This window comes from Sulfurovum aggregans, assembly GCF_055385215.1.
Genome location: NZ_AP042387.1, coordinates 75,473 through 94,747 on the forward strand (window position 1 = coordinate 75,473; position 19,275 = coordinate 94,747).

Sequence of the window (19,275 nt, forward strand, 5' to 3'; positions counted from 1 at the left end):
TAAAAGATGTAGAATAGAAAAAACAATATATTGCAGAGAGGTTTAGAATGTATTTTCATACAAAAAGTATTGATGAATCGCTCTTGCTTTTAAAAACAAGTACTTCTGGATTAACAAGTGATGAAGCTACTAAAAGGCAGGAACAATACGGTTTAAACATTCTTCCCTCAAGATCTGAAACAACACTTTTTGCACACTTTATACGACAGTTTAAAAGTCCGATCATCTATATTCTGCTTCTGGCAGCTTTTATGGCACTGGTCATTCATGAGTATACAGATGCGGGTTTTATTCTTGCTGTTTTATTTCTGAACGCCGTGATCGGAACCTATCAGGAGTATTCTGCATCCCTAAAAGCCAGATCACTTCAAAATCTTATTAAAACCAATGCTATGGTACTGAGAGACGTCATCCAGGAGATGGACAGTAAATATATTGTACCCGGAGATATCCTGATACTTGAACCGGGTACCAAAGTTGCAGCTGACATCAGGCTGACAGAAACAAAAAATCTCATGGTCGATGAATCACTGCTGACCGGTGAATCAACTGATGTGAACAAAGATGCTTTTTTTGTAAGTGATAATACCGATCTTCTTATTGCAGAGAGAAAAAATATGCTCTTTGCAGGTACCTACATCTCCAGCGGTAGAGCAGTGGGAGTCGTATGCAGTACAGGAGCAGATACGGAAGCCGGGAAGATCGCACAGATCCTCAGTAAAAAGAGTAAAGCCAAAATACCTTTACTTGAAAAGATGGAAAAGCTTTCGTTTACCATCTCTATCGTTATCGGGATCATGATCCTGGTCCTTTTTGCGATAGGTTTGCTCAAAGGGATGACCTTTTACTCACTCTTTCTCTTCTCTGTGGCACTGGCAGTCTCTACCATACCTGAAGGGCTTCCTGTAGCGATCACCGTTGCTTTGACATCAGCCTCTATGGCAATGTCCAAAAGAAATGTGATCGTACGTAAATTAGCTGCTATCGAAGGGCTTGGGGCCTGTACACTCATAGCCAGTGATAAGACGGGAACATTGACACAGAATCGTCTGAGCGTAGAGTATTTTATCTCACCAACGCAAGTCTATGATACCGGCACAATGAATGAAACCCACGATAAAGTCTATCTTGCTTCCATCCTCTGTAATGAGATACACTATGAAGAAGGAAAGGAAGGTGGTGTTGATTTTTTCGGGGATCAGGTAGATATTGCATTGGCACGTTTTGCAGCAAATGCCAACGAATCTTATGTGACAAACTCAAAATCCTATAGAAAGATCGATGAGATACCCTATGAACCGATCAATAGATTTTCTGCAGTTATGATGGAACAGGATGAGAAGATATTCCAATTCAGCAAAGGCTCTCCTGAAACAGTGCTGGCACACTGTAATGTTACGGAAAAGGAAAAAAAAGATATTTTGACAAAGGTAGATGAATGGGCACTCAAAGGATACCGAACCATTGCCCTTGCCTATAAAGAGTCTTTTGATGAATCCACCATTAACCTCAATAACTTTACCTATCTGGGTTTTGTAGCTATTATCGACCCGGTAAGAGAAGAGAGCCCCGAGGCGATCAGAAAAGCCATGGAAGCCGGTATAAAAGTTGTTATGATCACAGGAGATCATCCAAATACAGCTTTTTGCATTGCCAAAGAGCTTGGTATTGCCTCTTCTGAAAAAGAGAGCATGAGTGAAAAAGAATTACTCAATTGGGAAAAGAATGGAGCAAAAGCAGAAGAGATAAAAGACAAAACCGTTTTTTCACGTGTAACCCCCTCACAAAAAATGAAGATCGTCATTGCATTTCAGACTCTTGGACATTATGTTGCCGTTACCGGAGACGGGGTAAATGATGCTCCTGCACTCAGGCATGCAAATATAGGTGTAGCTATGGGAAAGAGCGGTACAGATATTGCCAAAGCTTCCAGTGACCTTATTTTGACCGATGACAACTTCTCCTCTATCGTCAATGGTATTGAAGAAGGAAGACGTGCTCATGACAATATCAGAAAAGTGATCTATTTATTGATATCTACCGGGTTTGCAGAGCTTGTTTTAGTAATGCTCTCTTTTATTACCGGACTGCCGCTGCCGCTGCTCCCAGTACAACTTTTATGGCTTAATGTGGTAACGAACGGCATAGAAGATGTTATGCTTGGACTTGAAAAAGCAGAACCCGGACTTTTGAAAAGAGCCCCACGATCTCCTCAAGAACCTATTTTCAATACTCTAATGCTTAGGCGGATCATAGTAGGCGGTTTATATATCGGTATCGCCTCCTTTATCCTCTTTTACTTCTTGCTTCAAAGCGGAGAGAGTGTTGAGGGGGCAAGAAATATTACATTACTTCTGATGGTACTGTTCGAAAATGTACATGTTTTCAATGCCAGAACAGAGATCAATTACCTCCATAGAATAGACTATAGAAGCAGTGCTTTTTTAATAATGTGGGTAATATTTACTCAGCTTTTGCACCTTGCATCTATGCATATTCCGTTTATGCAAAATGTACTTAAAATCCAACCTGTTTCTTTAGATACATGGTTTGCACTTGTCCTGGTTGCGACTGGTCTTGTTCTTGTAATGGAAGGAGACAAGTGGCTGATGTTAAGAAGAAGGAAGCATTAAATATATTCTATAATTTCTCAACGATCCTCTTCCTGCCAAGTGTATAGACATCAAAATCATCGGCAATAAAAAGTCTGCCTGCATAACTGCATTTGATCTCATTGTAGATCATCTCTACACCCAGACGGCTGTTCTTGTTATAGCGGGGGTTTATATGGGTAGCAATAAGGTTTTTTACATGCTTTTCCTCTACAGCCATGCCAAGCTCTTTGGCGGTGGTATGCAGAACCTTTTCAGGCAGATCATCATAGACATCCTGTGTATAGGTACACTCGTGGACCAGCAGATCCAGATCTTCAAGATATCTTCCCAATATTGCCGGTTTGCTGTTATCTCCGGCAATGATCAAGGACCTTCCCAATATGGGTTCAAGCATAAACTCTTTTGGATCCAGTTGTTTCCCTTGAAAAGTAATACTTTTTCCCTTTTTCAATTCACCGTATAGCGGTGACGGTTCCAATCCCTCTGCTCTTAACTTCTCTTCATTGAGTTTATTGCTTATATCATTCTCTTTCATATAAAAGGCAAAACTCTCTATAGAATGCAGCAGAGGCAGGACCTTCAACGTGAATTTATCGAATATGAAAGTCTCTTCAGGTTCATATTCGATGATCTTCAGATGATATCCAAGGTGCTCATATGAAATATCAAGTGCACATTCAATGAACTTTCTGATTCCTTTTGGGCCATAAATACTCAGAGGTTTAAATGCTTTATCCAGCTTTTTGGTAGACAATAGACCCGGCAGTCCATAATAGTGGTCTCCGTGAAGATGCGTGATGAAAATGGTATCAAGTTTGCCAATAGAGAGCCTGCTTCGCATGATCTGATACTGTGTCGCTTCCCCACAGTCAAAAAGATACCACTTGTTATCCTGATCGAATTCCAGTCCAAGTGCAGAAACATTTCTTTCTTTTGTGGGTTTTCCGGCACTTGTTCCTAAAAATGTCAGTTGCAATGCCTCCTCCTTCCAGTTACTTGATACGACAATATTATATTATACTGACAATATTAAAGAAAGAGAGCATAATGAATAAAAAGGAGGACGAAATGACTCTAATAAAGAGATCAGGAGGATCGTCAGAAAGCTTTAAGGAAAGGCATATCGGGCAGTACGTTAGCAATGAACTTGATGATAAATTCAGGTGTTCTCTCCATGTGCTGCTTTTTCCATACTCTTTTAAACCTGCTGCTCCACCCATAAGATAAGCGGAGATCAATAATTAGTTTACTATGAATTTCTCAATTGCTTTTAAACCAATATCATCAGATCTTAAAATTGCGCTAAGGAAGGACATGCCTGGCTGCATTCAGAAAAGAATCCATCTACCAATAGATATCGTAAGACCGAATATTTTGTTTAAGTTTCTGCATTCGCTTCTTTTTTTTCTTTTTACTCATAAAGAAAGCCTCTTTCATTACCCGTACCAGAGATTTTGTATCAAAAGGGTTAACCAGAAGTGCTCCACACTTTAGTTGATCCATAGCACCGGCAAACTCACTGAGTATCAGTACTCCATTTTCATCACTCTTGGAGGCGCAATACTCCTTGGCCACTAAATTCATGCCATCTTTTAGCGGGGTTACGAGGGCAATTTCGCAAGCTTGGTAGTAGACCAGAAGCTCTTCCCTGCTTAATGTGCGGTAGCGATATTGAACAGGTATCCAGCCCGGCTGACTGAAGCAGCCGTTGATCTGCCCGACCAACTGTTCTATCTCGCTTTTTAGCTCCGAATACTGTGGTATGTCTACCCTGCTGGGTACCAAAACCTGTATAAGCTTAATTCTCCCTCTGAGTTCCGGATTCTCTTCCAGAAGCATCTGGTAAGCTTTTAACTTTTGAGGGATGCCTTTGGTATAATCCAGGCGGTCTACCCCAAGCATAAGCACTTGATCCTGGTAGGTCTCCTTTAGCTCTTTGGACTTTTTGAACACTTTTTCCCTTTTTGCACCGTCAGAGAATTCATCATAGTCGATACTGATCGCAAAGGATCCGACACTGATCTCTCTTGAGCCGACCTTAAACTTATAGATACTCTCCGATTCCACTTCTGTCTGTTTTAAATCAGTCAGCTTATATACGACATCAATAAAGTTCTTTTTATCCTGTTCAGTCTGAAAGCCTATAAGGTCATATTCAAGCAATGCATCAAGGAGTTCTTGTTTATTTGGCATTCTCATAAATGTTTCCAGCGGAGGAAAGGGGATATGGAGAAAATGGGCGATACGGTTAGTCGTCCCCATCTCTCTTAGGTATTGGGCAACTTTGATAAGATGATAATCCTGAATCCATACAAAATCACTTTCATGCAGATTTTCAAAGACTGTATCGGCGAATTTTTTATTTACCTCATCATAGGCTGTATAAAATTCCGGTGCAAAAACACAATAGCTGGAAAAATTATGAAAAAGTGGCCAGAGGACTTCATTTGAGTACCCTTTATAATATAGATTATAATTTACAATACTAAGTTCAACCGGTATGAGATCATAGCCCACCTCTGTTGTCTTGTTTCTGAGAAGTTCTTTTGTGTGGATCCCCTCCTCTTTGTAGTCACCCGCCCATCCTATCCAGAGCCCTTCCCGTTTTTTCAATATCGGATTCATAGCGGTCACCAATCCTCCGACCGCCGGTTTGAATTTGTTTTTTCCCATTGCGGTCTTTTTTATTACCACAGGCAGCCGGTTGGAGACTACAATCAGACGACCATCAAATAACTTTTTACTGCTCATACAGTTCCTTTCTGTTCATGTATCAATACTCTATCTCTTTGGTCTCTCCGGCATTCAGTACAAAAATTCTGCCTTTGACTTCTATCTTGATCGATTTCATTCCGGAAGGAAGCGCATGGATGCACAATTTATGTGAGCCGATCTCTAGATCAAGCGACAGCCCACGATAATATAAATGTAGCTTTATCTTCTTGAGTTCCTCCGGGAGTAGCGGATTGAGTATGAGTGTATCCTCTCTGGCTTCCAATCCTGTGTAGCATCTCTGGACAATATCAGAGCATCCGGCCATTGCACCCAGATGAATTCCTTCAGGGGTAGTTCCTCCCTGGATATCAGAAATATCAACTTTTAATGCTTCTGTAAACTCTATCCATGAAACATCTCTGTTCAATCGTGCACATACCCATGAGTGGATAACTCTGCTCAAAGACGAACCGTTGGAGGTACGCTCGGTATAATATTTGATATTTTTAGATATAGTCTCAGACTCAAAGCTGTAGCCAAGCTGTTCAAAGAGACCTGTCAGCTCTTCCACAGAAAAGAGATAGAACAGCATCAGTACATCAGCCTGTTTAGATGCCTTGTAACGGTTGGCAGTATCCTCTTCCGCTTCCAATATCCGATCCAGACGCTGAATATTTTTATATTTTTCTCTATACTTCTTCCAGTCAAGCTCCTCTAGATCCTCATAGCCTTCAAACTGACTGATGACCCCATCACTATGAAACACTATTCGCATTTTGCGACTGATCTCTTCCCATCTCTGCGTTTCTGCCTTTTGGACTTGAAGTTTCTCATACAGTTCGCCATATCGCTCCTCAGAGAGCAACTCCGGCAGCTGCAGCGCCTTGTTGATGACAAAAACTGCCATGATATTAGTGTAGGCATTATTATTTACACCCGGTACTTCAATCCCGGGGTAACCGTCATGATACTCATCAGGACCCATTACCCTCAAAATCTCATACCTGTCCAAATCCTTATTATATGTTGCTATGCTGCTCCAGAAACGGGCAATTTCGAGTATCATCTCTGCTCCGTAAAAGGAGAGAAACTCCAAATCACCTGTAACCTGATAATACTGCCAAATGTTGTAGACAATTGCCGAATTGATATGGCGCTGCAGGTGAGAGTTATCTGCTATCCATCGCCCGGATCTGGGATTGAAATGTATCAGTTGACTCTCCTCTTTGCCGTTGCTTCCACTCTGCCATGGGTATATAGCTCCCTTGTAGCCAAGTGACATGGCAGCACGCTTGGCTTCTGTAAGGCGACGATAGCGATAGAGGATCAGACTTCTTGTGATTTGGGGGAGACGGTAATTTAGAAATGGAAAGATGATCAACTCATCCCAGAAGATATGACCCCTGTAGGCCTCCCCGTGCCAACCCCTTGCCGGCATCCCTGCATCCAGATCAACGGTATGTTTGGATGCGGTTTGAAGCAGATGGAAAGCATAGAGTCGAAGGATTCTCTGAGCATAATAGTTCTCCTTTGGATCCTCCAGCTCAAGCTCTATCTCAAATCGGTGCCATATCCGTTTCCACTCAAGTGCGTGTGTCTGCAGCAAAGTGGAAAATCGGCCGACATCCGCAACCTTAAGCTTTGCCTCCAGGGCACATTCGGAAATAGCATGATCCCTTGCGGTGAAGAGGGAGACGACTTTTTCTATAACCAGTCTCTCACCCTTTGAAAGATCTATCACAAAGTGCTGAGCAATGCAGCTGTGATCTTTAGATACTGTTTTTTCAAATGTTATCGGCTCTTTGTTTCGATAGAGCATAACTCTGGCTGCAAGGGCAAGCACAAGTTTTGACTGACTTGTTTGAATCTCTAAAAGAGTGGTCTTTTCATCAATCTCTTTTGTCTCTAAAATTTTCAAGTGTCGGTTGTTCAGTCCCTTGTAGCGCTCCACCCCGTCGTTTTTAATATCTCCATCCAGAGTCGATCTCACTTCCAGCCTCCCAGACCAGTTCACAGGATCAACTATCATCTCCAGCGCAGCCAAATGCCTCTGCTCTATATGAACCAGTCGCCTCTCCAGCATTCTGGTCTCCCTGCCTTCTTTGTCTATGAAACGGATAATACGATGAAGTATCCCATTTTTTATATCCAACTCCTGGCGATAAAAACGTATTTCTACCTGGCTTAGATCAAACCAATCCCCATCCTCAATTCTAAAATTGAGCAGAAGCCAGTTGGGCATATTGACCAGGCTTTCATTTTTAACCACTTTTCCTGCTATCTCGGTTTTTAGCCGATTATACCCACCGGCCAGATATGTTCCCGGATAATGGATATTGTTTGCAGAAAAATTAGCCATTGCTCCCCGGGTAGCGAAGTAGCCGTTTCCAAGTGTACAGAGTGTTTCTCGAAGTTTTTCTTCATGAGGAGAAAAGCCTTCATACACCAGAGACCATGTATCTCCTTCCTGTATCGCAAAGGCGAGCCAGTTCAGGAAGATAGAAACATCGTCCACATCACCCAAGCGGTAATGAGCTTCTGTCTTTCTGGGCTCATCCCCGACCACTATTCCTATGCCGCAGGCTTTAATGGCCCCAAATGCATCTTCGTCGGTTATATCATCTCCCAGATAGAAGATCGCAGTATCTTTTTTTGTAATTTCAAGCATATCCATAAGCCATTCGATGGCTTTACCCTTGTTCCAGTCAATATCGGGCTGAAGTTCGTAGATCTTTTTACCGTACGTTTTACGAAGCTTGGGATTATCTTTAACGGCTTCATTGGCGGCAGTTTCAACCAGATGGATATCTTTATCGGGTACATTTCTATAATGCAGTGCGATACTGAATCTCTTTCGCTCTACCAGTGCACCTTCAACTGAAGCAAGTGTGCGCCTTAGACTCTCTTCCAGTTCATCCAGAACAGGAATAAAATCCAGGGCTTTTTCATATTCCATCTTTACGCCGGGGCCCTCTATCTCAAAGCCATGGCTTCCCGCATAGTATACTCCACCAATGGCTACTCTTTTTCTTACATCTTCCAGTCCCCTGCCGCTGATCACACCTACTGTACACCGGTTGGTCAGCTTCATCAGGGTTTCTCGCATCTCTTCACTGAGCCATGCATCCTGCGGGTGTGGGACGATAGGGGTCAGACTGCCGTCGTAATCCAGCAGCAGTATGATATCTTTATCTTTTATGTTGTCATAGATCTGCTCTTTTGATTCAATTAGCATAGGAAGGTCGGTGATCTTAACTTCGACCGTGATCTCTGAAAGATCCTTGACTATCCACTGGGCACCTGAGGCCTTGAGTTCTTCCTCCTGATCTTTTCTATCAACTCCCACTACTATGCCAAAGCCCCCGTTCCTTCCCGCCTGCACACCGACGATGGAGTCTTCTACTACTACACAGCGCCTGGGATCGACTTCAAGCCGCCTGGCTGCTTCTAAAAAGGTATCCGGATGGGGCTTTCCCGGAAGCTCAAGAGCCTGTGCATCGATCCCATCTATCTTGACATCAAAAAGATGGGATATATTTGCATTTTCAAGAATAGTTGAACAGTTTTTGCTCGAAGATACCACAGCTATTTTGAAGCCCCTGCTTTTTAGATATTCGATCAACTCGATACTGGAGTGATATACCTCAACACCTTTTTTATTAATTGCTGAAAAATCTGATTTTTTTGGTTTCCTATTGCATAAACTGTCTCCACACCCGGCAGATTTTCGGGTTCTCCTTCAGGCAGTTTGATGTCTCGTGAAGCAATAAAACTTTTAACACCCTCATAGCGTGGTTTTCCATCAACGAACCTGAGATAATCCCTGTCCAGATCAAAAGGCTCAAAGGATTTTCCTTTGTGATACTTTTCCAAAAAGTCATCAAATGTCTTTTTCCATGCGCGTGCATGAAGTTTTGCACTCTGGGTGATAACGCCATCAAGATCAAAAATCACCGCATCATATTCTGATTTTAAAAGAGCAAACCTGTATTTTTCTTTTTTGTAATCCATAATAATGTATACATGGTATCATAATATATACAGTTTTCCAAAATTTTACAAATTGTAGCAGGAGACTGAAGTACTTTGAATGTCTGCAATACAGATGATGAAGACCATGAATCAACCTCTCTCTTTTCAAACATGCCAAATGGAATGGATATTGGTTTTCTGTTTGGGCAGTATGATTGTAATAGCAATATTTTCCACCATTTCAATCAGTAACAAATAGATTGCAATATGAAACAAAAGATCATTTTCAAATCCAAGCAGCACAACAACACCGGCACTCATCAGTACAAATGGAACAATAAAATATATTTTAGAAAAGGGGATAGGAGATAGGAGATTTTTCTCTGCTTGACACTAGCATATCAAATTACGTTTTAAAACAATTAAGAGGGATATATCCCTCTCAATGGTAAAAGATTACTTGATCTTGATCTTTTTCGTCTCTTTTTTGCTTTTTTCCATCTTCGGTATCACTACCTCAAGTACACCATCCTGCGAATTTGCTTCGATGTTTTCAATATCTGTATTTTCAGGGAGCGTAAAGCTTCTTTGAAACTTACCGTAAGAGCTCTCCATCTTGTAGTAATCTTTCTTTTTAACCTCTTTTTGGGTTTTTCTCTCACCCGAAATGGTCAAAACATTATCTTTAATATCTACATGGATATCATCTTTTTTGACTCCCGGCAGATCCACCTCTATATGATAGGCATACTCACCTTCTCTCGTATTGACAGAAGGTGAAAAGCCAGAAACGTTTGAAAGCTCCGCGATATCCGGCAATTTTAATGCTGTCATCAATCTCTCTTCCAGATCTCTGAAATCTCTCATTGGATCAAATTTTGCTAATAACATGATTATCTCCTTTATCTAATAATTCTGCTACGAACCATTATATCTAGTTTAGTCTATTACTGTCAAAAATTATATATATAGATAACTAAACTTATAGTATTGTTATCGCAGCAGCTAAATACCTGTAATTTTAAAAGAATAAAAGAGTTAGAATGTTTTCGCCCATACACTGCGGAGATGGCCTCCGACAACTATACGCTATAATTCCTGTATAAAAGAATAGAACACTTGTAAGAAAAAATAGTTGTCTGGTACCAACATTGAAGAAACAAATTTTTGGGAGAAAGAAAATATGAGAGCTTTGATTATCAGTGCAGATCTTTTTGAAGACTCTGAATTGAAAATACCCTATCACTGTCTTCGAGAACTAGGTTTAAGCGTGGATATCGCTTCTTTGAAAAAAGGTGCTATTATCGGGAAGCATGGATATAATATACATGCTACTATGACACTGGATGAAGTAGATCCAGAGAGGTATGATATACTCATTCTCCCCGGAGGAAAAGCACCTTCTGTGATACGTAAAGAACCAAAGGCATTGGAGATAGCCCGATACTTTTTTAAACAGAACAAACCGGTAGCTGCCATATGTCATGGTCCTCAGATACTGCTCTCTGCCGGTCTGCTGGAAGGAAGAGTTGTTACAGGCTATAAGAGCATTGCAAAAGAGTTAAAAAATGCCGGTGCTACATATAAGGATGAGGAAGTGGTAGTGGATAAAAACCTGATCACCTCCAGACAGCCTTCAGATCTGAAGGCTTTTATAGAAGAGATTAAACAGGCTTTACATATAGGGCACCCATAATGGGAGAGAGAAAATCGGTACTGAAACAAGAGGGACATTTTTCAACCCGAATTATGCAACAGGATTGCACAATTCGGGTTTAATAAATCCATCTATCTGTAAGAGTTGGATAAAATAAAATACAAGTGCCCCTATTTAAAACCGCAACCACACTCATATTTTTCGGGTGGATCGTTGCTTATCAAGAAGAGGATATTATGAGTCTAGAAGATAAAGAAGTCCTGCGATCAAAAGTAGTTGTCAAAGAACGGTTCCGCCTCAAAGAGGCATTTTGTAACAAGATCCTTTCCAAAAAGGCTGAGTTCGGTTTCGGAGGTTTTGGTGAGGCAACCTATTATCGTACATACAGCCGGATCAAACCCGATGGTACACAGGAGCACTGGCCGGATACTGTCATTCGGGTGATCAATGGGGTGATGTCAATTCGTAAAAACCATTATGTCTTGAACCGTCTGTCCTGGGATGAAACGAAGTGGCAGCTCTATGCCAAAAAACTTGCGATGACTATGTTCGATATGAAGTGGCTGCCACCGGGGCGTGGTCTGTGGATCATGGGCACAGAGTATGTTTATGAGCGCGGAGGTGCAGCATTAAACAACTGCGGTGCTGTGGATACAACAGATCTCTCCCTTGCGGCGGACTGGACTATGGATATGCTGATGTGTGGAGTCGGAGTCGGCTTCAACACAGTATGGAAAGGTGAAAATGTTGCCATACCGGACAAATCGAGACCGGTTCCCTATGTCATTCCAGACAGTAAAGAGGGGTGGGTGGCCTCGGTACGGCTGCTGATCGATAGCTATACAAAAGGGGGTGCCTGGTTTGAGTTTGACTATAGCAAGATCCGTCCTGAGGGCTCTCCTATTCATGGTTTTGGCGGTACGGCATCAGGTCCGGCCCCATTGAAAGAACTGCATGAGCGTACTGAGAACTATCTGGACAGTTATTGTAAGGGAGAGATCGATAAGACGCGTTGTGTCGTTGATGTAATGAATGCGATCGGTGCCTGTATTGTGGCAGGAAATGTGCGAAGAAGTGCCGAAATATCACTGGGTTCCGTGGATGACAGGACTTTTCTTGAACTGAAAGATTATGCAAAAAATCCCGAACGTGCCGAAATCGGCTGGATGTCAAACAATACCGTTGTATTGGAAAAAAAGGAGGATTTTGAAAAATTGCCGATGATCGCAAAACATATACGCGATAACGGAGAGCCGGGCATAATGAACCTGATCAATGTACAAAAATATGCCCGTTACGGTGAGCAGTCGGAAGACCGGGCTTGGCTGACAAATCCCTGCTCCGAAATTCCTCTGGAGAGTTTTGAGCTCTGTAATCTGGCCGAAGTTTTTCCGGCACGATGCACCAAGGAAGAAGCGTTTTACGAAGCATTGGAGTTTGCTACTTTTTACGCTTCAACCGTTGCACTGCTGCCGACACACCGTCCGGAAACAAATACGATCATAGTGCGCAACCGCCGTATCGGTGTCAGTCTTTCGGGTGCTGCTGATATACTCGATGAATTGGGTGCAACAGAACTGACGCGAAGACTGCGAAAGGGGTATAAACTTGTACGTGCCGTCAATCATGAACTTGCGGCAGAAGCAGCTGTTTCTGCATCGGTGAGAGTAACGACGGTCAAACCCTCAGGTACTATCAGTCAGTTGGTCGGTGTTAGTTCCGGCATGCATTTTCCAACATTCCAGTATGCGATCCGCCGAATACGCGTCGGCAATACATCCCGTATCTGCGAGCTACTCAAAGCGCCAGGTATCCCGTATGAAGATGATCGATACAGCGCGAATACAACTGTTTTTGAGTTTCCCATCGATCAGGGAAAAACAAGAAAAGCAACCTCTGTTTCAGCATGGGAGCAGTTTTCATTTCTGGCAATGCTGCAGCGCGAATGGAGTGACAATATGGTCAGCTGTACCATCTATTTTGACCCGAAAACCGAGGGTGCGCAGATTGAAAATATGCTGGCACTGTTCGCACCGGTCATCAAGTCGGTCTCCATGCTGCCACACACTGATACCGGTGCCTATGTGCAGATGCCCTATGAGGGGATTTCCAAAGAGGAATATGAAGCACGTTTAACCAAGATGCCGTCGATCGACTGGAGTGATTTTGGCGTCAGTAACGGTATGGAGAGTCGTTTTTGCACGAATGATTCGTGCGAACTGTAAAAAGAGAAGGAGTGTTGTTGTCATTTTTCAAATATAAAGCAAAGGGTGTACCTCTCACCCTTTATCTTTAGAGAGAGCTGTTAGAACTGGAGGACATGGTCAACTACTCTTTTACCATCCTCTTCATAAACTGCTGAAAATCTGTCGGGAACGGGAAGACCACTGTATTGGTTTTATCATTGGAAATATCACTCAACGTCTGTAGATAACGCAACTGGATTCCCTGGGGGTTTTCGCTCAGTATATTAGCCGCTGCAAGAAGGTTCTCACTTGCTTCGAGCTCTCCTTTAGAGTTAATCACTTTGGCACGACGTTCCCGTTCTGCTTCTGCTTGTTTGGCAATGGCACGTACCATACTCTCATCAAGATCAATATGCTTGATCTCGACATTAGAGATCTTGATCCCCCAGGTATCCGTCTGTTTGTCCAGTATCTTCTGAATATCAATGTTCAGCCGCTCACGTTCTGCCAGCATCTCATCCAGTTCATGTCCACCCAAAACAGAACGCAGGGTCGTCTGGGCAAGCTGACTTGTAGCATCATAAAAATCCTCCACCTGGATAATTGCTTTTTCAGGATCAATCACCCGGAAATACACAACAGCATTGACATGCACAGAAACATTATCGTGCGAGATGACATCCTGTGTCGGAACATCCAGAACAATGGTACGCAGATCGACTCGTACCATCTGTTGGATATACGGGAACAAAATGATCAGTCCCGGACCTTTCACTCCGGTAAAACGGCCAAGAGTAAAGATCACTCCACGCTGGTATTCACGTAAAATACGTATGGCAAATGCCAGTATAACAAGCACTATCACCGCGATATAAAGGGTTGTCATTGGTATAACAGGTAACATAATTTACTCCTTGATTGGATTCACATGCAGTATCAATCCGGACAGACTCTCTACACGTACATTTTGACCAACTTCAAGTACACTATCCGACGTTGCATACCATATCTCGCTATGACAGCGGACACGGTACCCTTCTTTCGTCGATTCAAGTACTTCGGCAGTGGCACCTACCATCTCATCCATACCGGTTACTATTTTTACAGATCTGGAGTGCAGAAGAAACCGTAAAACAAAAATAAAAAATCCCAAACTGACCAGAGAGAAAGCAATGATCAGAGGTATGGACACCCCGCTGCCGAGAGTCTGCGCATCAAACAGCAGCAGTGATCCAAAGGCAAAAGCAACAACCCCGCCAATACCTAAAATACCAAATCCGACGATAAAAACTTCTGCCACCATAAAAGCTATGCCCAGAAGGATCAGCAACAATCCCGCATAATTAAAAGGGATCATATTCAATGCATAAAGTGCGATCACACCTGAGATCACCCCGATCACACCGGGAAATATTCCACCGGGGTTCATTAACTCGAAAAAAATACCGTAGATGGCTATAAGCAGAAGTATATAGGCAATATTGGGGTTGGTAATGATGAATAGAAACTGGGTTTTCCAGTCAGCTTCAAAGGTCTGTATCACCGCACCTTCTGTTTGCAGTATGATACTCTTTCCGGAAACAGTAACGCTTCTACCTTCAAGTTTACTCAACAGCTCATTGGTATCCTCAGCCATCAGGTCGATGACACCATAGCGCAGAGCATCTTTGGCAGAGATGCTTTTGGCCTCTTTCACAGCATCTATAGCCCAGGAGATATTACGCTCATTCAGTTCAGCCAGACTTTTGATATAAGCTATAGCATCATTGATCACTTTTTTCTCAAGAGCAGAAGGGCTGCTGGTGTTTGAATCTGTGATCTTCGGTGTGGGCATCAGACTGACTGGAGTAGCAGCACCAAGATTCGTTCCAGGCGCCATGGCTGCTATATGAGAAGCATAAAGAAGATAGGTTCCGGCACTTGCAGCGCGTGCACCTTTTGGAGAGACATAGATGATGACAGGAAGAGTACTGTTTGTGATCACCTGTATCATCTCTCGCATAGAGGTAGAGAGACCTCCTGAAGTATCCAATTCGATCAGCATCATCTGAGCATTTTGACGTACTGCAGCATCCATCCCCTCTTTGAGATAGTTACTGCTGGCAGGACCGATAGTACCTTTTATCTCTAATTTTATGATTGTAGAAGCAGTAGCGAAAAGCGATAAGGCTATCAGAAGTACTAAAAAGAGTAATCGTTTCATCTTGTTCACCCATAATCCAATCTTAAAGATAATTATAATTCATAGTATCCAATAAGTACAAAGAAAGTCAAGTGATAAAGAGATATTAATTTTTCTTAAAAGAGTAGAACAGATATCTATATCACAGAGTGTTCATCTCAACATTATCAAAACTTCTCACATAATATCGCTTATATGCTACCTTTTGTTCCAGTGCTTCGATCAATGCCGTACAAAAATCTTCATTTTCAAGCTTGCCTGCGATATTAAGACCACCCGGACTGAATACATTGACTTCCAGTAATTTATCCTCCACGATATCAAGTCCTGCAAGAAATATCCCGTCTTGTATCAATTTGGGTTTGACAATCTCTGCGAGTTCCAAAATCTTATCCGTTATTTTTATCGGTTCCGGATGGCCTCCTGCATGGAGATTGCTTCGGATACCTTTTTCGCAGCTGATCCTTTTGATCGCTGCATATTTGCCATTGACCTCAAACGGTTTGCCATTGACCATAAAAAGACGTATATCACCTTTGGAAGCGGGCTCAAAAAACTCCTGAGCGATCACATAACCGTCTCTCATCACTGCCTCAGTCATCTGTTGAATATTACCCTCATCTTCGGGCTGCACCAAAAAGACATTTCTGCCTCCCGATCCCAAAAGCGGTTTGATGATGATTTTTTTGTTATTTTTGCGATAAAACCCAAGTATATCCTGATAGTTTTTTGTGATCAGAGTTTTTAATCTGATATCTTTTGGAAATTGCTGAAAATACATCTTGTTGATCGCTTTTTTGAGTCCTTCGGGATCATTTAGGACGATCACACCATGCTCTGCTGCAACAAAACCAAAAACCAAAGAAGCATGTTGCGCCCATGGCTTGTCAAAATCCGCTGCCGGATCATTTCGAAGCATTAACACATCCAGATCTTCTACCGTTATACGCTCTTTTTTTGCATCTTTGCTCACGATATGACACATATACTCCTCAGTGTCTTTAAATCTCTTTTTTGAAGCGCTGACCGCATGGGCATGTATTGTATCGTTCGGATCATAAGCAAAATCAGCCACACCCATCAGCCAGACTTCATGTCCCATATGCAAAGCTGAAACTACCAAGTTAATCGTAGTACTTGGCAATGTTTCATTCATCACGTCATTGAGTACAAATCCAATTCTCATCTCATCTCCTCATCAATAATATCCAAGATACCAAAACCGTTTTTTATCTTTTCCAAACGCTTCAGTGCCTCATCATCTTTCAGATACCTGGGTGACAAAGGCGGCTCGTGCAACACTTTTCGATAAAGCAGCTCCTGTACGATAGGGATATGGTTTGCCGCGATCTTGCCGACAAATAACAGATCAAGCTTCCCGCCCTCTTTGATATAGTCAAATACCTGCAAGAGACCTCTCAGGTATACAGCATCTTTTGTCAAGCCTCCGCCACGAAATACTCTGATTGTGATACTAAAAGCAGTTTTTGGCAGAAATCCATACTCCTCTTTGAGTAGATGAAAAGTATCGACAAATGTAGCTCCGTGGATCATTGCGTTGACCGCAATCACCCTTCCTGCCAATACTTTGATCCTATATATATTTAATCCACCGCATAGATACTCTGAAAGTACAGCAATACCCTCTTGCATCTCATCATAGCCACGAAGCCCTGTATGAAGCTGTTTAAAAGGTTGCGAAAAACCGTTGAAATAAGTCAGGATATGGGTTCCGATCTCATGATGGATCAGTGCTTCTACACGATCTTTGGGAAAATTAGACCATCGGTATATCAGAAAGTTCCCGCTACTTACCATCGCACCGGATGCAATATCATCACGGATCTCGACTTTGGCATCAACACTCGGATAGATCTGCTTATAGTAGGATATCTCCTCTTTGGCTGCTCTTGCAAAGGTCACTGCATCCACCATCTCTTTGACACGCTCTTTTGGCTGCAGTTGAGAAATGGCAGTTAAAATATCTTTTGCAGTCTCCAACAACTCCCTCTCAACATCTCCGTATATCTGTATACTTCCATGAAGAAACTTTGAAGTTCCCCTGTCATTCAGCATCGTTAGTTTTCTGTCTATCTCATCCCTTTTTTGCATAAAGATCTCAGTAAGTACAGGATCTTCGATCTCCTCTATCGGGATCCTAAAAAGCGCTCTTTTGACCAATGAGGGATCAAATGGTCTGGGACGATAACAGAAAAGAGGTATCTCTTTAAAATCGGTCGATTGAAACTCTTTCCATGCTTCATTACTGTTTACCGGACTCACTTGAAGCAAAAAATCAAAACTGTCTTCTATCTTTGCCATCGCGTCATCGATTTTGTACACTACCTTGGTCACACCTTTACGTCCAAGTTCCCGATAATCAGAAGTTACAGCAGTCGTATGTTTTCTGACAAAGGTGAAAAAAGTTTTTTTCAGTGCTTTAGAAATGCCTTTTGAAGTTTAGAGAGTTCAAAAGGATAAAGTACCACCCCCTCCTGGTCCTGATAGATCGGCTTGACTGCCAACCCAAGCATATAACTGCTTGTGCCACTTAAACTCCTGATATCAATAATAGGCTGCATGCCCTGTGGTGCTATGGCTATACTGTTTTTTATACAGACATCTGCTCTGATGTGATCAATTTTTACTCTTGAGAGTCCATTTTTCATAGTCTCGATCACAGGTGTCAATAATCCCCGTTTTTTTGAAACAATCATAAATGCTTCTGTGGTGTTTTCCACAGAGAGCACATCTTCTTCTTTCGGGAAACACATTGACCAAACCTCGATCAATAAAAAAGCACCGCACTCTTCACTGATAGTTTTGGCGATCGCTTCAACCAATTTACCCAGACCGCTGTCTGTTAATGCCTCCTCTGCGATGATATAAGATGCCTCCGACAGAACCAACTTTTGTGTTCCGACATCCTCTCTGCCCTTTGGCAACCTATAGAGGCACAAAAACGGTAATTGACGATCGATATGCACTCTGCCCCATCCCGGCAGATCCATCCTGACAGGTTTATTTTTTCTTATCTTTTCGCAAATACTTTGAATAAAATCATCCGTAATTATCATATTATTCTCCATCACTTCTCTCTTTCAGCTTATGTAGCTCTTTATTGATCACCGGCAGAATGGTTTTAAGCATCTTTGTAATCTCTTCAATTTGATCCGGATCTGCTTCTCCACTCCATTCATCCATAAAAAACTTTTTAAACTCTATAGATAAAACGCATGCATGTGGATAAAAATTTTCATGTATCCACTGGGCAAAATATCCTCCACAGAACTTTACATTTTCACGAACATCAAGATGTCTACCCTGATAGTCATACGCTCTCATCTCTTCTATTACACTCTCTATCAAATGGTGCCATTTCTCAGGATTTTTCAACGTTTTGGTTCCAATATTGATCTCAGGATTAAACAGAGGATCAGCATATGGTGCACTGGGGCCTGATCTTCTGTGGTTATATGAATGAATATCCAGCACAACAACACATCCATATTCTTTGATAATATTGCTAAAATAGGTTTTTAACTCTTTATAAAAGAGATCATAGGAAGATAGAGATTTTTTTATCTCCAATTTAGAGAGTGCAGTATGCCATATATGTAAACCCCAGGCATCTTCAGGTTCTTTGTAGACAGCTTTATCTCTGGGCCTGTTAAAATCGACTTCAAATCTGGTATGAGTATCTACAACTCGATTCTTGGCAATTTGCGTAAAGGTATCAGTAAAAGGATCTTCTTCTCTTAATCTTTGCAATTCGTCAAGAGCCATATTCTCTTCCATCCCAGCTCTTAACTCATGGCCGCAATGCAAGGCTGTAGCTACTATCGGAGAGTGATCGGTTTCTATCAGCCAAAATGACCGTTTCATCTCGTCTCCTTCTTCTATGATTATACCCTAATATAAAATAGGAGATTTTCAAACTTAACAGAT

General features: G+C 42.1%; 14 protein-coding genes. 3 read left to right on the top strand and 11 right to left on the bottom strand.

All coding sequences use genetic code 11. The annotated features are described in order from the left end of the window. The first annotated feature begins 47 nt into the window (after window positions 1–47). Complete coding sequence (locus ACZ48W_RS00340; RefSeq protein WP_464828780.1) at window positions 48–2,633, top strand: cation-translocating P-type ATPase; 2,586 nt, start codon at window positions 48–50, stop codon at window positions 2,631–2,633. Between the two features lie 7 nt (window positions 2,634–2,640). Here ACZ48W_RS00340 and ACZ48W_RS00345 read toward each other — a convergent pair whose 3' ends face one another. From ACZ48W_RS00345 to ACZ48W_RS00365, 5 genes are all read right to left on the bottom strand, one after another. Then, window positions 2,641–3,591: an MBL fold metallo-hydrolase gene (locus tag ACZ48W_RS00345; RefSeq protein WP_464828781.1), complete on the bottom strand. Its 951-nt coding sequence runs from the start codon at window positions 3,589–3,591 to the stop codon at window positions 2,641–2,643. Between the two features lie 368 nt (window positions 3,592–3,959). Next, window positions 3,960–5,366 carry an alpha,alpha-trehalose-phosphate synthase (UDP-forming) gene (locus ACZ48W_RS00350; RefSeq protein WP_464828782.1) on the bottom strand — a complete coding sequence of 469 codons (1,407 nt, stop codon included), beginning with the start codon at window positions 5,364–5,366 and terminating at the stop codon, window positions 3,960–3,962. A gap of 22 nt (window positions 5,367–5,388) precedes the next feature. Beyond that, on the bottom strand, window positions 5,389–8,952 hold the full coding sequence (gene otsB, locus ACZ48W_RS00355) for a trehalose-phosphatase (protein WP_464828783.1): 3,564 nt from the start codon (window positions 8,950–8,952) through the stop codon (window positions 5,389–5,391). Beyond that, on the bottom strand, window positions 8,949–9,341 hold the full coding sequence (locus tag ACZ48W_RS00360) for a hypothetical protein (protein WP_464828784.1): 393 nt from the start codon (window positions 9,339–9,341) through the stop codon (window positions 8,949–8,951). Before ACZ48W_RS00360 ends, otsB begins: the two co-directional genes overlap by 4 nt. Before the next feature lie 417 nt (window positions 9,342–9,758). After that, a complete protein-coding gene (locus tag ACZ48W_RS00365) occupies window positions 9,759–10,193 on the bottom strand; it encodes an Hsp20/alpha crystallin family protein (RefSeq protein WP_464828785.1) in 435 nt (144 codons plus the stop codon). A gap of 292 nt (window positions 10,194–10,485) precedes the next feature. Between ACZ48W_RS00365 and ACZ48W_RS00370 the strand changes: the two genes are divergently transcribed. Together ACZ48W_RS00370 and ACZ48W_RS00375 are read left to right on the top strand one after the other, a co-directional pair. Beyond that, window positions 10,486–10,998 (top strand): type 1 glutamine amidotransferase domain-containing protein, encoded by a 513-nt coding sequence (locus ACZ48W_RS00370; RefSeq protein ID WP_464828786.1) that lies wholly within the window; start codon window positions 10,486–10,488, stop codon window positions 10,996–10,998. Between the two features lie 197 nt (window positions 10,999–11,195). Further along, window positions 11,196–13,184, top strand: a complete 1,989-nt coding sequence (locus ACZ48W_RS00375; protein WP_464828787.1) for a glycyl radical enzyme family protein — start codon at window positions 11,196–11,198, stop codon at window positions 13,182–13,184. Between the two features lie 103 nt (window positions 13,185–13,287). Here ACZ48W_RS00375 and ACZ48W_RS00380 read toward each other — a convergent pair whose 3' ends face one another. The 6 genes from ACZ48W_RS00380 to ACZ48W_RS00405 form a co-directional block, all read right to left on the bottom strand. Continuing rightward, on the bottom strand, window positions 13,288–14,049 hold the full coding sequence (locus tag ACZ48W_RS00380; protein ID WP_464828788.1) for a slipin family protein: 762 nt from the start codon (window positions 14,047–14,049) through the stop codon (window positions 13,288–13,290). 3 nt (window positions 14,050–14,052) lie between these two features. Next, on the bottom strand, window positions 14,053–15,348 hold the full coding sequence (locus ACZ48W_RS00385; RefSeq protein ID WP_464828789.1) for an NfeD family protein: 1,296 nt from the start codon (window positions 15,346–15,348) through the stop codon (window positions 14,053–14,055). A gap of 121 nt (window positions 15,349–15,469) precedes the next feature. Then, window positions 15,470–16,513 carry a glutathione synthetase gene (locus ACZ48W_RS00390; RefSeq protein ID WP_464828790.1) on the bottom strand — a complete coding sequence of 348 codons (1,044 nt, stop codon included), beginning with the start codon at window positions 16,511–16,513 and terminating at the stop codon, window positions 15,470–15,472. Next, complete coding sequence (locus ACZ48W_RS00395; RefSeq protein ID WP_464828791.1) at window positions 16,510–17,670, bottom strand: flavohemoglobin expression-modulating QEGLA motif protein; 1,161 nt, start codon at window positions 17,668–17,670, stop codon at window positions 16,510–16,512. Before ACZ48W_RS00395 ends, ACZ48W_RS00390 begins: the two co-directional genes overlap by 4 nt. An 89-nt stretch (window positions 17,671–17,759) precedes the next feature. Beyond that, window positions 17,760–18,404 (bottom strand): hypothetical protein, encoded by a 645-nt coding sequence (locus tag ACZ48W_RS00400; RefSeq protein WP_464828792.1) that lies wholly within the window; start codon window positions 18,402–18,404, stop codon window positions 17,760–17,762. Window position 18,405: 1 nt separating this feature from the next. Next, a complete protein-coding gene (locus tag ACZ48W_RS00405) occupies window positions 18,406–19,212 on the bottom strand; it encodes an N-formylglutamate amidohydrolase (protein ID WP_464828793.1) in 807 nt (268 codons plus the stop codon). Window positions 19,213–19,275: the final 63 nt, after the last annotated feature.

What these genes read in the sequence shown, in the direction of transcription:
- ACZ48W_RS00340 (WP_464828780.1), top strand. Translation starts at nt 48, where the DNA reads ATGTATTTTCATACAAAAAGTATTGATGAATCGCTCTTGCTTTTAAAA.
- ACZ48W_RS00350 (WP_464828782.1), bottom strand. Translation starts at nt 5,366, where the DNA reads ATGAGCAGTAAAAAGTTATTTGATGGTCGTCTGATTGTAGTCTCCAAC.
- ACZ48W_RS00360 (WP_464828784.1), bottom strand. Translation starts at nt 9,341, where the DNA reads ATGGATTACAAAAAAGAAAAATACAGGTTTGCTCTTTTAAAATCAGAA.
- ACZ48W_RS00365 (WP_464828785.1), bottom strand. Translation starts at nt 10,193, where the DNA reads ATGTTATTAGCAAAATTTGATCCAATGAGAGATTTCAGAGATCTGGAA.
- ACZ48W_RS00370 (WP_464828786.1), top strand. Translation starts at nt 10,486, where the DNA reads ATGAGAGCTTTGATTATCAGTGCAGATCTTTTTGAAGACTCTGAATTG.
- ACZ48W_RS00375 (WP_464828787.1), top strand. Translation starts at nt 11,196, where the DNA reads ATGAGTCTAGAAGATAAAGAAGTCCTGCGATCAAAAGTAGTTGTCAAA.
- ACZ48W_RS00380 (WP_464828788.1), bottom strand. Translation starts at nt 14,049, where the DNA reads ATGTTACCTGTTATACCAATGACAACCCTTTATATCGCGGTGATAGTG.
- ACZ48W_RS00385 (WP_464828789.1), bottom strand. Translation starts at nt 15,348, where the DNA reads ATGAAACGATTACTCTTTTTAGTACTTCTGATAGCCTTATCGCTTTTC.
- ACZ48W_RS00390 (WP_464828790.1), bottom strand. Translation starts at nt 16,513, where the DNA reads ATGAGAATTGGATTTGTACTCAATGACGTGATGAATGAAACATTGCCA.
- ACZ48W_RS00400 (WP_464828792.1), bottom strand. Translation starts at nt 18,404, where the DNA reads ATGATAATTACGGATGATTTTATTCAAAGTATTTGCGAAAAGATAAGA.
- ACZ48W_RS00405 (WP_464828793.1), bottom strand. Translation starts at nt 19,212, where the DNA reads ATGAAACGGTCATTTTGGCTGATAGAAACCGATCACTCTCCGATAGTA.